This is a genomic window from Paenibacillus sp. Marseille-Q4541 (genome assembly GCF_018310695.1).
GTDB lineage: Bacteria > Bacillota > Bacilli > Paenibacillales > Paenibacillaceae > Paenibacillus.
The window spans coordinates 173,764-188,994 of record NZ_JAGXCY010000005.1; the positions used below are offsets into that span (position 1 = coordinate 173,764).

Genomic DNA, 15,231 nt, shown 5'->3' on the forward strand with positions numbered 1-15,231 from the left:
ATCTTTTGGATACCACATCGGTCTGCAGACGGAGGTGAAGTTCATTCCCGCGCCGCTCATTATTTATTAAAATATCCTTTACAATGAGTACATAATCAAAAAGGGCATGTAAAACAAGGAGAAGGGAAGTACGGATATGGTAAACCGATTAATTGGAGCTGCGCTGCTAATTGGAATAGGTTTTATGGTGTTCTTGCACATATGGGGAGGTGGAGATTTCAGTCTCGGATATTTATTCTCCACATTTTGGCCGGTTATTTTTCTTTACCTCGGTCTTAGTAACATTAAAGAAAGAAACTATATTGGCGGTTTTATTCTGCTGATCTTAGGTGCTCATTTCTTGGGAAATAATTTTGGATATTATTTTTTCTCTATCGGAGATCTCTTTCGTTATGCTGTACCTATTGCACTCATTGGAGGGGGGCTTTATGTTTTGTTGAGTCCAAGAAGAAGGGATCGCAAACATAATAAAACAAAAAAAGAAGAATATTATGTTCCTCCTGTACCGCCTAAAGAGCCTGAGCCACCCTACTCTGATTTTGATCGACAGTTCGAACAAAAGTTTGGAACCACTTTTCATAATGAAACCAAGCAGGAATTTCAAGGATATGGTAACGAATACGATAATAAGACACAAGGGAAAGTGAACTTTGGATCTTCCAAAGAACATAACAAATACGGGAATTCGTATCATAGTGACGAAACAAGCTTTCATCAAGGGAAAATAAACAAATCGGCCTTTATCGGTGATATTCGTCTTGGGGATGATTATTACGAACTGAAACCAATGAATTTATCACAGTTTATTGGAGATACAGTTATTGATTTAACGAAAGCACAAATACCGTATGGAGAAACACGTATTCATATTTCGAGCTTTATTGGAGATATCAAAGTATTTGCTCCAAAGGATATGGATGTTGGTATTATGGTGACTTCGAACTCTTTTATTGGAGATATGAACGTACTGAGTAATACCAAAAGTGGTTTTATGGGCAACGCGATTGCGGAAACTCCAGGTTACAGGGATGCAGGGAAAAAAGTGCGTATTGTTATTAGTGTGTTTATCGGTGATGTCAAAGTGAACTCGATAGGATAAGCCATATGAAAATGATATTTAGAACAGCCAAATGGGAACTGTTGTTGTTTTTCTTAATGAATAGTGCAGTTACGCTGGGGATTTTCTATACTGCTTTTCGAACAGGGCATGAAGGAGTGATGAAGCCGCAAACCTGGGTGTATTATCTCAGTATGATTGTGGCTTCTACTCTGATCATTGGTTATGTTGCGGGGCTGCGTATACAGCGAAAGATCGATGTATTGAATTTAAATATGTTGCAAGTAACCAAAGGCAATCTTTCTACTCGTATTTCTGCTGGAGAGGATTCTTCATTTTCAGGGATATATCCACAATTTAACGCGATGATGAATGCAATTGAAGAAAGAATGAAATGGGTGCAGAGGCTTGGAGAGCAAGAAGTCGTTGAGAAAGAAAAAGCTGCGGAAGTTGCTGTTCTAGAGGAAAGGAGAAGAATGGCACGAGATTTGCATGATACAGTGAGTCAGCAGTTGTTTGCCATGCATATGTCGGCCTCAGCTCTTCCTTCCTTACTTAAACATAATCAGGATCAAGGATATGTTGTACTTGAACAATTGATTACCATGTCGCAGACAGCTCAAAAGCAGATGAGAGCACTCATCGCTCAGTTAAGACCAGTGGAACTGGAGGACAGAAGCCTCGAGGAGGCACTCGATGTTTGGTTTCCTGACTATTGCAGACAAAATGGACTGAAGGGTGTAAAGGAACAGGAGTTTCTCGGGGAGCTATCGGATGCAATCGAGCATCAAATGTTTCTTATCATTCAAGAGGCCATGGCCAATATTGTGAAGCATGCCGGAGCTAGTCTTGTCAGTCTGTCACTCAGAGAAGAAGATCGGCAAATTGTATTTAGTGTGAGTGATAATGGCAAAGGTTTCCGGCCACAAGAAGCAGGTAGACACGGCTCTTACGGACTTATGACGATGAAAGAACGTGCAGAAAAATTAGGCGGGCATATTGATATCATAACGCATCCAGGTGCAGGAACAACAATAAGGGTGCATATTCCGAAGTTTAAAGCTGACTCATAAGATGATGCATTCCTTGTGTAATTAGAAAGGGGGAAATGGGGATGACGATGGAAAAGACAAAAATTATGATTGTAGATGATCATGACATGGTAAGAATGGGACTGAAAACTTACATAAGCTTGGATCCTTCTTTTGAAGTCGTGACTGAAGGGAAAGATGGCCAGCATGCTTTGCAAATGCTACGGGAATCGACTCATGAAAATTTGCCTGAACTTATACTTATGGATTTAATGATGCCAGTCATGAATGGAGTGGAAGCGACTCGCGCTATTCTGTCTGAATTTCCAGGGATGAAAATTATTATTTTGACAAGTTTCCTAGAGGATCATTTAGTGCTGGAAGCGATTGAATCAGGTGCAGTTAGTTATGTTCTCAAAACAATTTCAGCTGAAGAACTTGTGTACGCGCTGCAGGGTGCTAAGAGAGGTATGCCTGTGATGACAAATGATATTTCTCAAGCGCTAACTCGTGGTCTCAGACAGAAAACAGTTCGGGATGATGATTCGGGAATGACGGAGCGTGAACGTGAAGTACTTCTTCTGATTGCAGAAGGCAAAAGTAACAAGGATATATCGGAAGAACTTCATATCAGCATCAAAACCGTCAAAACACATGTAAGCAACTTGCTCATGAAATGCGAAATGGATGATCGGACACAGCTGGCTATTTATGCTCATCGTAAAGGATGGGTCAATACATAAAAAGATCAATATTCATTTTCAACATTTTTACAGGGTTTTATCTCCTTTTTAATTGTTTTTAATGTGTGCTTAAGGTTTAAAGTACAAAATAAAGACAGTTAAACAATATCTCTTGTGAGCAAGGGATTTTAGGAGGAAAACATAATGAGCGAGAATAACAACAACAATTCTTACAACCGTGAAGAAGATGGACGTGAACACAATAAAAATGATCAACAACGTTCTCCTGAGAACAACGGTGGATCATACTACTATTCATATGGACCTTTTCAATCCATCAACTCCGACGGACAAGAAGACAGTTCAAATGAAGTTAGAGATGTGGAAATAACAGCTCCCGAACCTATCAAGCCAGTACCAACCATGCTGGAACGTAACTCTAGTGGATTTACTCGCTCCAGTAGCAACACGAATGCAAATGCCGAAATGAATGGTCAGAGTGGAAACGGAGATGGAGGAAGTCGGAACTGGAAATACAACGGCAAGCCTAAATCGAATTTTAAAACGGGTGTCACTTCATTTTTTGCAGGTATGCTCGTAATATCACTGCTAATGTTTACGGCAGATCGTATGAATCTGTTTACTCCAGATGCAGCATTATCGAATGCAACAAATAATCAAACGTCAGATAACTCGTCTTCTGATAGCAACAACGGATCGTCTAATACGGGTAATAATTCAGGCGTGACTACTTCGCTTCCATTGGGATCCACAGATATATCCAGTGTCGTTAGCAAAGCAAGTCCAGCAGTTGTAAAGATTGAAACTTTATCGAAGTCAGGTTCTAGCAGTTCTAGACAAACAAATCCATATTATAACGATCCTCTTTATCAATATTTCTTTGGCGGTAACAGTGGCAGCAGTAATAACAATAATAACAATAGCAACAACGGAGGTTCTTCTTCGAGTGAACAACTCGTTCCGCTCGGTATTGGTTCCGGATTTATTTTTGAAAAAGATGGATACATCCTTACGAATGAGCATGTAATCTCCGGTGCAGATGTAATTCAGGTTACACTTGAGAATAATAACAAACCTTATGAAGCAAAACTTCTGGGTAGTAGCAAAGATTTAGACCTTGCTGTATTGAAAATTGAAGGTGACGATTTCCCTGTAGCAGCCCTTGGTAATTCTGATAACACCAAAGTAGGTGACTGGCTCGTGGCTATCGGGAACCCAGAAGGTTTTGAACATACCGTAACTGCCGGTGTACTTAGTGCGAAAGATCGTACGATTACAATCAATGATGAATCTACAGGTCAACCGAACGAATACAATAATCTGCTTCAAACAGACGCGTCCATTAACCCTGGTAACTCCGGTGGACCTCTGCTGAACTTGAATGGTGAAGTCATTGGTATGAATGTGGCTGTTAGTGCCGATGCACAAGGAATTGGTTTTGCAATCCCGTCTAGCGTCATTCAAGAGGTAGTAGAAAAACTGAAAAACAATGAAGAAATTCCAAAAGAACCAGTACCATTTATCGGTGCATCTTTGATGAATCTAACTCCAGAAGTAGCAAAACAAATGGGTACCGAGCTTACGGAAGGTTCTGTAGTTACTAATTTGATCTATCAATCTCCTGCTTATACAGCAGATCTTCGTCCTTACGATATTATTACAGGAATTAACGGTAAGAAGTATGCGACATCGCAAGATTTGATTAACCAAATTCAGACGCAAAAAGTGGGTGACCAAATTACGCTCAACGTAAACCGTAACGGAAATGATATCGAGATTAAAGTTACGATTGGCAACAAAAATGAATTTGAAACTGAGGAAAACTCTCAAAGCGTGCAGCCATAATAGGAATTGAGTTATGTGGATCTGTAACAAGTAGCGAAGGGGACACCCCCTTCGCTTTTTGCTACTATGGAAGGTGCATGCTTGTACATTGCCTGATACAATATAAGTAAAAGATGGTATAGAGAAAAAGGAGATGCTGGGGTGCGTTCAACAATATTAATTATTGATGATGACGAAAAAATTATATCCATGCTTAGAAGAGGTTTGGCTTTTGAGGGGTACGACGTACTTACCGCTGCAAACGGAGCAGAGGGACTGCAAAAAATGCTGGAGGCCGACCCAGATGTCGTGGTGCTCGATGTCATGATGCCTAAGGTAGATGGATTTGAAGTATGTAGAAGACTTCGTGAAGGGGGAAGCAACGTCCCCATCCTTATGCTTACAGCCAAAGATGAAATTGAACAGCGCGTTAAGGGACTTGATCTCGGAGCAGATGACTACCTGGTCAAGCCTTTTGCACTGGAAGAGCTGCTTGCCCGAGTACGGGCTCTCCTTCGGCGTAAGTCAGAGACAAGCGGAGAGAGTAGCAACCGTCTGAGCTTTGAAGATATTGTGCTCGATTATGATTCTCGTGAGGTACGGCGTTCAGGACAACGTCTTGATTTGACAGCAAAAGAATTTGAACTCCTGTATCTGTTCATGCAAAACCCTAAACGGGTGTTATCTAGAGATTTAATTATGGATAAAATATGGGGATTCGACTATAGCGGTGAATCTAACGTGCTTGAGGTTTATATCGCCATGTTGCGTCAAAAAACAGAAGAACATGGAGGAAAACGTGTAATTCAGACTATTCGCGGTGCGGGTTACATTTTGAGAGGAGACTCCTAGTATGTCCATCCGGTTACGGCTGACTTTATGGTATTCAGGCTTACTTGCTGCCGTGCTGTTGCTTTTTGGTTCTATCATTTATGCGCTTGTGTACCACTACGCGTATCAAGATGTTGAAAATGAGATTTTGAGACAAACGAAGAGTCTTAGTCAGAAATTAGGGGTCGTTGTTATACCTAACTCAGATTTCACCGAAGAACTTAACTTATTGTTACCAGAGGAAGCGAATCAGCTTGCTGATTTGCAAATCTATGTACAGCTTTATAATTACGGTAATAATAAAGTGGTTACTTCAAAAAATCTTTGGGATTTCAACTTTCAGGTCCCTCCAACTATAGAAGATGCAAAAGCAAATGAAGGTTGGAAACGGATGACGGTCGACAAAATTCCTTTTCTAGTCTATCAATTCCCATTCACTTATACGGTGAAAGGAACTTCAGAACAAGTAAGCGGATTGCTTCAGGTCGGTTCTATTACAGCGTCAGAAGACAAGCTGATGGATCGACTGCTGTTTATTCTCGTATATGTCTCTATAATTACCCTTATCCTTGCTATGAGCGTCGGGCTGTTTCTGGCACGCAAGTCGATGCGTCCGCTCGTTCACGTCATTGATGCAGCCAACGGAATCCAATCAGGCAACGACCTTAGTGTAAGGATTGAATATGATGGACCTCAAGATGAGATCGGTAAACTCATTGGAACTGTAAATAAAATGCTTGCCCGAACGGAGGGTTTCTTCAAAGAGCTTGAGGATGCGTATGCGGCCCAAAGACGGTTTGTATCCGATGCCTCTCATGAACTGAGAACACCACTTACGACGATCCGGGGGAATACCGATTTTCTGAAGAAGTTGTGGGATCCTGAGGCAGAGGGTAGTAAACAGATGACGGATGACATGAAAAAAGAGATCACCTTAGAAGCCATTGATGATATTTCGGATGAAGGTAGACGAATGAGTCGTCTCGTCAATGATATGTTGTCGCTTGCAAGGGCTGATACAGGACAGACAATTGAGCTGAATCCGATTCCACTTTCTATTCTGGTGAAAGAAGTGGCACGAAGAGCGCAGCATTTGGAACGGACCGCCGATTGGAGTTATAGTGACATGGAAGTGCTGAACGGAGTATATGTACTCGGAAATAAAGATTACTTACAGCAAATGTTGTTTATCTTTATTGAGAATGCCTTTAAATATACACCGGAGGGTAGTGTGTCACTGGACGCTGTTATTTATAACGGACAGGTGGGTCTTAAGATTAGTGATACCGGCATAGGAATGGATAAAAATGAAGTTCCTTATATTTTCGATCGATTCTACAGAGCAGATGAATCACGGGGAGTTACAAAAGGGACCGGACTTGGACTTTCGATTGCCAAATGGATTATTGAAGAACATGGTGGTTCGGTAGAAGTTCTGACCAAGCTGGATGAAGGTACGACTTTTATTGTCTGGATTCCATTGGTGTTGGCTCCCCCTCTGGAATAAGGTATAATAGTCACTATCGTATAGAAGAAAGCAGGTGGCAACATGGAAGTACTACGAATATCACCACGTGGATATTGTTATGGTGTGGTAGACGCTATGGTGCTGGCTCGACAAGCAGCAAGCAATCTGGATCTACCAAGACCGATTTATATACTGGGCATGATTGTGCACAACAGCCATGTAACCAATTCTTTTGAAGATGAAGGTATTATCACACTCGACGGACCAAACCGTCTCGAAATATTGAAACAGGTAGACAAGGGCACCGTTATTTTTACAGCCCACGGTGTCTCTCCTGAGGTACGTAAGATTGCCCGGGACAAAGGACTCACTACCGTAGATGCAACTTGTCCTGACGTTACCAAAACGCATGATTTGATCAAGGAAAAGTCAGAAGAAGGCTACCAGATCATTTATATCGGTAAAAAAGGACATCCCGAACCTGAAGGAGCTATCGGTATTGCGCCTCAAGCGGTTCATCTGATTGAGAAAGAAGAAGAAATCGAACATCTTGATATTCCAAAAGGAAAAATCATAATTACTAACCAGACGACTATGAGTCAGTGGGATATTAAGATCATTATGAAGAAACTGCTCGAGAAATTTCCTGGAGCAGAAGTTCACAATGAAATTTGTCTTGCTACGCAGGTACGCCAAGAGGCAGTAGCCGAACAAGCGGGACAATCGGATCTTGTCATTGTGGTAGGCGACCCTCGTAGTAACAACTCAAACCGTCTTGCTCAGGTATCTGAGGAGATTGCAGGCGTGACAGCTTATCGCATATCAGATGTGACAGAAATTAAGCAGGAATGGCTTAAAGGCGTGAACAAAGTAGCGGTTACTTCGGGTGCTTCGACGCCAACACCGATTACTAAAGAGGTTATTACGTATTTGGAACAATACGATGTAAATGACCCCGAGACATGGGAGATTAAACGTACCATTAACATGAAGAAACTGCTCCCACCTGTGAAAGTGAAATCTAAATCATAAACTGATTTATTAACAAAAAGAAGAAGACCGGTCTCTCACAGGTTTTCTTCTTTTTTGTATTAGTAGTGTGTGAAGTAAGGCGTGGGAGTAGGGAGTGAAATGCTAGTAATATTTCAATAATCAGTACCAATTAATAATGAACAGCATAAACTAATCAAAGGTTGACGTCTGAATATAAATCATGTATAGTTGCTTTAACGGATAAAAGCTTAAAAGCGAACAAGCGTTTAAGCGTAATAGTGAGTGAATAATTATTAAGTTCCATTATAGAGCATATGAATTCACAATCGAAAGGTGGAGAATCATAACATGATCGTCATTACAGGGAATACCACACCGGAAGAACAAATTCAGGATATTATCGCTGTGATTGAGAAAGAAGGATTACAGGTTCATCTTTCCCGTGGGAGCGATCGCACGGTAATCGGACTTATAGGTACAGTAGAACCTAAACTCGCTGAACATTTACGACAAATGAAAGGTGTAGAGAACGTGGTTAAAATTTCGAAATCATACAAACTAGCAAGTCGGGACTTTCATCCCGAAGATACAGTCATTTCTATTAAGGGAGTAAATATTGGCGGCGGAGAACTGGTTGTCATGGGAGGACCTTGTGCAGTTGAATCCGCAGAGCAAATTGATGAGATTGCTGGCCTTGTTAAAGCAGCAGGTGGTCAAGTGCTTCGCGGAGGAGCATTTAAACCTCGTACTGGACCTTACAGCTTCCAAGGCGTTGGTGTAGAAGGTCTGATCATGATGGCAGAAGCAGGAAAAAAACATGACCTTCTGACAATTACCGAAGTCATGACACCAGAGTACGTTGATATTTGCGCGGAATATGCAGATATTCTTCAAGTAGGTACACGGAACATGCAAAACTTTGATCTTTTACGGAAGCTGGGCACTTGTGGCAAACCCGTTCTGCTAAAACGGGGATTCAGCGCAACGTATGATGAGCTGCTCAACGCTGCTGAATACATTCTTGCAGGGGGCAATCCAAACGTAATGCTGTGTGAGCGAGGCATTCGTACATTTGAGACTTATACGCGTAATACACTGGATTTGTCTGCCATCCCTGTTCTTAAAGACCTCAGCCATTTGCCGGTAATCTCTGATCCAAGTCATGGCACAGGACGTAGAGAACTCGTAGAACCGATGACGAAGGCATCTGTGGCTGCAGGAGCAGATGGACTCATTATTGAAATGCACACAGATCCGGATAATTCAATGACAGGCGACGGCGTGCAGTCTCTATTCCCTGACCAATTCGCTGGTCTCCTACAAGATTTGGAGAAGCTTGCTCCGATTGTCGGTAAAACATTCAGCACAAAGAAAACACCTTTAACAACTATTTAGTAAGACACATTATTAATTTTAATGAAAAATAATTAATAATAATGAAAATTATTGAATTAATTGATAATATTTGATGTAAGGTTTTTGAGCTTAATAATAGCCTAAATCCATGTTCTGGAAAACGTGGGTTTAGGCTATTTGTTTATATTCCAATATTTTCATTAAAGTGTGAGCATTTCTCACACTAGCATAAAAAATACCTTACATAAGTATTGACGATGTAAGATTTGGGATTTATACTTACCTCAGTTGAAAATTAGATTAATGAACATTCACAAGGTTATGGTTGTTTAATGTTCGGAAAATTTGGGAGGAAGAACACATGTCTGTTGAAAATGTATTGAAAACTATCCAGGAAAACAACATTGAGTGGGTCGATTTTCGTTTTGTAGATTTATCTGGACGCGCACATCATATCAGTTTGCCATCTACCGAAGTGGATGAAGAAACATTTGTTAACGGGGTAGCATTTGATGGATCTTCCATTCCAGGCTTCCGCGGTATCGAAGAATCTGACATGGTTATGATGCCAGATCCAGAATCCACTTTTATCGATCCATTTACTCAACATCCTACAATTAACATTATGTGTGATATATTTACTCCAGACGGTGAGCGTTATGAACGTGACCCGCGCAGTATCGCTGTAAAAGCAGAAGAATATCTGCAACAAACAGGAATTGGTACTCGTGCGAACTTCGCCCCAGAATCTGAATTCTTCATTTTTGATGATGTACGTTACGAAAGCGGAACAAACAGCGCTTCTTTCTTCGTGGATTCTGAAGAAGCAGGTTGGAATACGAACCGTAAAGAAGAAGGCGGAAACCTTGGATTTAAAGTCCGCACTAAAGGTGGATATGTTCCAGTAGCTCCAATGGATACACAACAAGACATTCGTAGTGAAATGTCCCGTTTGCTTGAAGAAGTTGGTATGCGCGTAGAACGTCACCATCATGAAGTAGCAACAGCAGGTCAAGCGGAAATTAACTTCCGTTTTGATACATTGAAGAAAACTGCTGATAACCTTCTCGTATATAAATACATTGTACATAACACAGCGCGTCAATATGGCAAGACTGCAACATTTATGCCGAAACCACTGTTTGGTGACAACGGTAGCGGAATGCACGTTCACCAATCCATCTTTGATGGCGATACTCCTTTGTTCTATGAAAAAGGTGGATATGCAAACCTGAGCGAAATGGCATTGCATTACATCGGCGGTATCTTGTACCATGCACCGGCACTGATTGCTTTGACTAACCCAAGTACGAACTCATTCAAACGTCTTGTACCAGGTTATGAAGCTCCAGTAAACCTTGTATATTCCAAAGGTAACCGTTCTGCAGCTGTACGTATTCCAGTAGCAGCAGTAACTCCTAAAGGTTGTCGTATTGAATTCCGTACACCTGACTCCACAGCAAACCCTTACCTTGCGTTTGCGGCAATGCTTATGGCAGGTCTAGACGGAATCAAACGCAAAATCAACCCAACCGAGCTAGGATACGGTCCAGTTGACAAAAACATCTATGAATTGTCTGATGATGACAAAGCGAACATTCGCAGCGTACCTACTTCCCTAGAGGAAGCACTAGATGCTCTTGCTTCTGATAGTGAATTCTTGACTGAAGGCGGCGTATTTACGAAAGACTTCATCGATAACTACATTAATTTGAAACGTTCTGAAGCAAAAGCAGTTGCGATTCGTGTTCATCCACATGAATATAGCTTGTACTTCGACTGCTAATCTGCACTCCTATCATTTATAATGCATTATGGAACCCCCGGGAACAACGATTCCCGGGGGTTTCATAATTTGTAATAAAACTGACGTATACGAGGTCCAATAGCACTTGATATCACGAACGTTTATTGCTATCATAGCGATAATCATACGTATCATTAGATGTCATATAAAGAAAACAAGGAGAGAAGGGCGGTTATCATATTGAATAAAAGAGCATTTAATTTCAATGCAGGACCAGCAGCATTACCATTAGAGGTGCTCGAGCGTGCGCAAGCCGAACTCGTAGACTATCAAGGAACAGGCATGTCTATTATGGAAATGTCTCATCGCGGAGAAGTTTATGAAGCGGTACATAATGAGGCTCAGGAACGCCTATTATCTCTTCTTGGAAATCCAAAGGGTTATAAAGTATTATTTTTACAAGGTGGAGCTAGTACGCAATTTGCAATGATTCCTATGAATTTTCTGTCTGCGGGCTTAACAGGTAGTTATGTTAATACAGGCAGCTGGGCAAAGAAAGCTATTGCTGAAGCGAAGCTCATTGGCGAGACACATATCGCAGCATCTGGTGAGAGCAGCAAGTATATGAAGTTACCAGATCTGTCTAGTATCGAGCTTGCTGACAACGCAGCATATTTGCATATGACGTCTAATGAAACGATCGAGGGAACTCAGTTTAAGTATTTCCCAGATACGGGTAGTACTCCACTTATAGTAGATATGTCCAGTGATATTTTAAGCAGACCGCTTGATATGAATAAATTTGATATGATCTATGCTGGAGCTCAAAAGAACTTGGGTCCATCCGGGGTAACGGTCGTAATTGCGAAAGAGGAGCTAGTAACGAATTCTCCAAAAACAATTCCAACGATGCTTCGTTATGATACCTTCCAAGGGAACAATTCCCTATACAATACACCTCCATCTTTTGGGGTATATTTGGTAAATGAAGTTTTGAAATGGATTGAAGAAAAAGGTGGACTCGCCCAAGTTGAGCAAGCAAATGAAGCGAAGGCAGGAGCAATCTATCAATCTATCGATGAAAGCCAAGGTTTTTACCAAGGTTGTGTAGATGCTGAGAACCGCTCTAGAATGAACGTAACTTTCCGTCTAGCTGATGAATCTTTGGAGAAAGAGTTTATCAAACAATCGGAAAAAGAAGGATTTATCGGAATTAAAGGACACCGTAGTGTAGGTGGGCTTCGAGCTTCTATTTATAATGCAGTTCCTTATGAAAGTGTAAAGGCACTTACAGATTTTATGAAAGAATTTCAGAAAGTAAACGGATAAAATATGAATTATTGATGAAATTTTCAAAAGTCTCCCTCAAAAATTTGTGGGAGACTTTCTTTTATATTATAATTTAATTCTTATACAGTTCATACAAGAGGAGAATTGAGTCAGATGGCATTACACATCGTATTAGTGGAACCCGAGATTCCGGCGAATACCGGCAATATAGCAAGAACTTGTGCTGCAACAGGAACTCATCTTCATCTTGTCCATCCGTTAGGTTTCAATACTGATGATCGTACTTTGAAACGCGCAGGACTGGACTACTGGCATGCAGTAAATATCGAGTATCATAATTCTTTTGAAGAAGTACAGCAGAAATATGCCGAAAATCGGTTTTTTTATGCAACAACCAAAGCGAAGAATCGGTACAGTGACTTTCAATTTCAGGACGGGGACTTCCTAGTTTTTGGAAAAGAAACAAAAGGTCTTCCACCAGAGCTGATCGCTGGTAATCCGGAAACTTGTATGCGTATGCCGATGTCAGATGCAGTCAGATCTCTCAATTTGTCCAATTCTGCGGCAATTATCGTATATGAGGCACTAAGACAACTAGATTTCCCGGGAATCGAGTAATTTGGTATACTCTGGTAATCAACTTTCGAAAAAATGGTTCCTAAAAGAAAGTTAATAAAATTATTAATTTCTTGCAGGATTCGACAAAAACGTAGCGAATGTATAAACATAGTACAATTGTACCTAGAAATATTTTTGAACAGGAGTGTGTACTGTTAATGAAACCTGCTGGAGTAGTACGCAAAGTAGATCAACTTGGAAGAATCGTGCTGCCGAAATCTTTGCGCAAACGGTATCAGATGAATGAAGGAGATCCCGTGGAGATTTTAGTGCAAGGAGATCATATCATCCTTGAGCGTTATCGTCCGAAATGTATTTTTTGTGGATCTATGGAAGAAGTGAGTGAATTCAAAGATCGTTATATTTGCGGATCGTGCCTCACAGAAATGACGGGGCTTCAAGAGAACGCCTAATGTGTCCATAGGACACGAATTGCAGGCGTGATATATATGTTACGTCTTGCCTTACAAAAAAAAGCTCGCCTCGTTTGAGGTGAGCTTTTTTTTGCTGTTTCTAAAGGCCCTTTGTCTTGTCATCATTATAGGAGGATGTCAAAATACCTACTAAGTAAAGTACAAGTACTAGGGTGATGATCCAGAAAGTCAACGAGAATGACATGTCATCCACCTCCTGTAATCTCGTATCCCTTATTATACCTATACTTGAATAAAAAAGGAATCTTTTCCCTATTCATAAAACAAAAAATGAGTCGGAACTTTTCTGAGATTTCCATCAGATGGCTGATTCACCACTCGACCATCCAGAATTAGGGAGGCAGAGCCCCCTCCATCGAGATTATAAGCATCCTGAACGCCTAGAGTATACATTTTGTGCTGTAGTTCCTCCAAGGTTGCTCCTGAGCTGCCTTTTTCGTCATAACCGTCTACAACGAGAATGAGGAGCTGATCGTCTTTATAGTTGCCTATGACGGTACGTGGGGCAAGGCGAGGTGTATTCTTCCATTTAGAAGGGATGACCGTCTTGTTTCCATTCTTCATCAGCATGGGAACAAAAGTAGCACCGAAAATAGGTTCCTGTTGATCGAGTGCATACTTGTTAAAGAACCTTCCTCCAATGAGCTTACCTTCTTTATTCATTCCGACAAAAGACAGGTCTTTAACACTCGGATGAAATCCTGTCACATATTTTCCATCCTGTACCGTGGTGCCGAGCGGGAATCTTTCCCCACCGCTATCTGCATAACCACCGGCATTGATCCCGGCGACCGCTCCACTGCGCAGGGCTGCCTGAAGTGTTGTCTGGGAGGATCCAAGTTCATCGTCTAATGCCATTTGCATGGCGGAAGGATCCTTCAGCTTTATTTTCATAGCATATCCTTGGTAAGTCCCAGGGTTTACTTTATAAAGTTCAATGCGAATACGATCACTGTCGATGACTTCACTCGGAACCCCGAGCTTAGTCTGTATACGACGATTGTAAACGGCTTCCGGTTTTTTGGCTTGTGCTGCCGTCATATTCGCAATGCTTTCCATCGTTTTGCTTGTACTTTTATAAAGTTCGGTTGTTTTCTGGAGTGAAGAAGATGTGCTCTCGGCAAGCGTCTTTGCTACGTTCAGGTCACTTTTGATTTCTTCCGTTCGGTTCCAAATATCATTTGAAGATACATAGTGTTCTGTGGGCTCACTAAAGTCCATAGCTAGGGGCTGCTGCAGCACCAGGAGACAGAAAATGATCCCGACAAACGGAGCTGTCGCGAGCATCAGGAAACGGTTTAGTCTTTTTGTCGTTAATATCATTTCAGCAAGTCCATTTTTTTCTGGAGTGTATCCAGTTGTTTTTTGACTTCCCTGAGCTCAGTGTACAGCTGATTGCTGTTATCTGACGTATTTCCGGCATTGTCTTTCGTAAAAGTGAGCAGCTCGTTAAAGGTTTTGACTTGTTCCTGGATTGTTGTAATCTCTGCCGCAATTTCCGTCATCTGTGTCTGATAATCTTGTTTGACAGCCGTTAACTGTTCATTCGTATAGGTTTTCATCTCATTCACCATTTGATGTTTTAAGTGATTACTATAGGAATAGGCTGCCCAAACGCCCACAGCGATAATAAGGATCCATAAGATCAGGAACATACGGACTGAGCGTTTGTTCTTACTTGCAGCTTGCCTAGTGTGATGGCTCGGTGACTGCTCTGTAGATGGATTCATTTTTCACCACTCCTCGCAATAAACGACCATATTCTATATTTTTTCCAGTCCTCATTCTATCATGGGCCTATCATTTCCGCAAAAATGAACTTCTTAAGGGAAATAAAGAAAAAGAGATTGCATCGGAAGGAAGTCCTAGGATACAATT

The 15,231-nt window shown here is 41.3% G+C and carries 14 protein-coding genes; 12 read left to right on the plus strand and 2 right to left on the minus strand.

The window, feature by feature from the left end:
* The first annotated feature begins 136 nt into the window (after positions 1-136).
* The 12 genes from liaF to KFT32_RS08760 all read left to right on the plus strand — a co-directional run bounded on the left by liaF (position 137) and on the right by KFT32_RS08760 (position 13,332).
* Positions 137-1,099, plus strand: coding sequence for a cell wall-active antibiotics response protein LiaF (gene liaF, locus KFT32_RS08705; RefSeq protein ID WP_211746752.1), 963 nt, complete (start codon positions 137-139; stop codon positions 1,097-1,099).
* A gap of 5 nt (positions 1,100-1,104) precedes the next feature.
* Positions 1,105-2,130 (plus strand): sensor histidine kinase, encoded by a 1,026-nt coding sequence (locus KFT32_RS08710; RefSeq protein ID WP_211746753.1) that lies wholly within the window; start codon positions 1,105-1,107, stop codon positions 2,128-2,130.
* A gap of 47 nt (positions 2,131-2,177) precedes the next feature.
* Entirely contained in the window at positions 2,178-2,831 is a 654-nt protein-coding gene (locus KFT32_RS08715; protein ID WP_211746837.1) for a response regulator, read from the plus strand.
* A 144-nt stretch (positions 2,832-2,975) separates the two neighbouring features.
* Complete coding sequence (locus tag KFT32_RS08720) at positions 2,976-4,637, plus strand: S1C family serine protease (protein ID WP_211746754.1); 1,662 nt, start codon at positions 2,976-2,978, stop codon at positions 4,635-4,637.
* Between the two features lie 141 nt (positions 4,638-4,778).
* Positions 4,779-5,468: a response regulator transcription factor gene (locus tag KFT32_RS08725; protein ID WP_211746755.1), complete on the plus strand. Its 690-nt coding sequence runs from the start codon at positions 4,779-4,781 to the stop codon at positions 5,466-5,468.
* 1 nt (position 5,469) lies between these two features.
* Positions 5,470-6,954: a sensor histidine kinase gene (locus tag KFT32_RS08730; RefSeq protein WP_211746756.1), complete on the plus strand. Its 1,485-nt coding sequence runs from the start codon at positions 5,470-5,472 to the stop codon at positions 6,952-6,954.
* A 42-nt stretch (positions 6,955-6,996) separates the two neighbouring features.
* Positions 6,997-7,947 (plus strand): 4-hydroxy-3-methylbut-2-enyl diphosphate reductase, encoded by a 951-nt coding sequence (locus KFT32_RS08735; RefSeq protein ID WP_211746757.1) that lies wholly within the window; start codon positions 6,997-6,999, stop codon positions 7,945-7,947.
* A 309-nt stretch (positions 7,948-8,256) separates the two neighbouring features.
* Positions 8,257-9,303 (plus strand): 3-deoxy-7-phosphoheptulonate synthase, encoded by a 1,047-nt coding sequence (gene aroF, locus KFT32_RS08740; RefSeq protein WP_211746758.1) that lies wholly within the window; start codon positions 8,257-8,259, stop codon positions 9,301-9,303.
* A 322-nt stretch (positions 9,304-9,625) separates the two neighbouring features.
* Positions 9,626-11,050 (plus strand): type I glutamate--ammonia ligase, encoded by a 1,425-nt coding sequence (gene glnA, locus KFT32_RS08745; RefSeq protein WP_211746759.1) that lies wholly within the window; start codon positions 9,626-9,628, stop codon positions 11,048-11,050.
* A gap of 198 nt (positions 11,051-11,248) precedes the next feature.
* On the plus strand, positions 11,249-12,340 hold the full coding sequence (serC, locus tag KFT32_RS08750) for a 3-phosphoserine/phosphohydroxythreonine transaminase (RefSeq protein ID WP_211746838.1): 1,092 nt from the start codon (positions 11,249-11,251) through the stop codon (positions 12,338-12,340).
* A gap of 114 nt (positions 12,341-12,454) precedes the next feature.
* A complete protein-coding gene (gene trmL, locus KFT32_RS08755; RefSeq protein WP_211746760.1) occupies positions 12,455-12,919 on the plus strand; it encodes a tRNA (uridine(34)/cytosine(34)/5-carboxymethylaminomethyluridine(34)-2'-O)-methyltransferase TrmL in 465 nt (154 codons plus the stop codon).
* Between the two features lie 158 nt (positions 12,920-13,077).
* On the plus strand, positions 13,078-13,332 hold the full coding sequence (locus KFT32_RS08760) for an AbrB/MazE/SpoVT family DNA-binding domain-containing protein (protein WP_211746761.1): 255 nt from the start codon (positions 13,078-13,080) through the stop codon (positions 13,330-13,332).
* 273 nt (positions 13,333-13,605) lie between these two features.
* Here the strand turns inward: KFT32_RS08760 and KFT32_RS08765 are convergent, their stop codons facing one another.
* Positions 13,606-14,676, minus strand: coding sequence for a phosphodiester glycosidase family protein (locus KFT32_RS08765; RefSeq protein WP_211746762.1), 1,071 nt, complete (start codon positions 14,674-14,676; stop codon positions 13,606-13,608).
* The gene (locus KFT32_RS08770) at positions 14,673-15,083 is read right to left on the minus strand and encodes a hypothetical protein (protein WP_211746763.1); all 411 of its coding nucleotides are present in this window, start codon (positions 15,081-15,083) and stop codon (positions 14,673-14,675) included. Before KFT32_RS08770 ends, KFT32_RS08765 begins: the two co-directional genes overlap by 4 nt.
* Positions 15,084-15,231 lie beyond the last annotated feature (148 nt).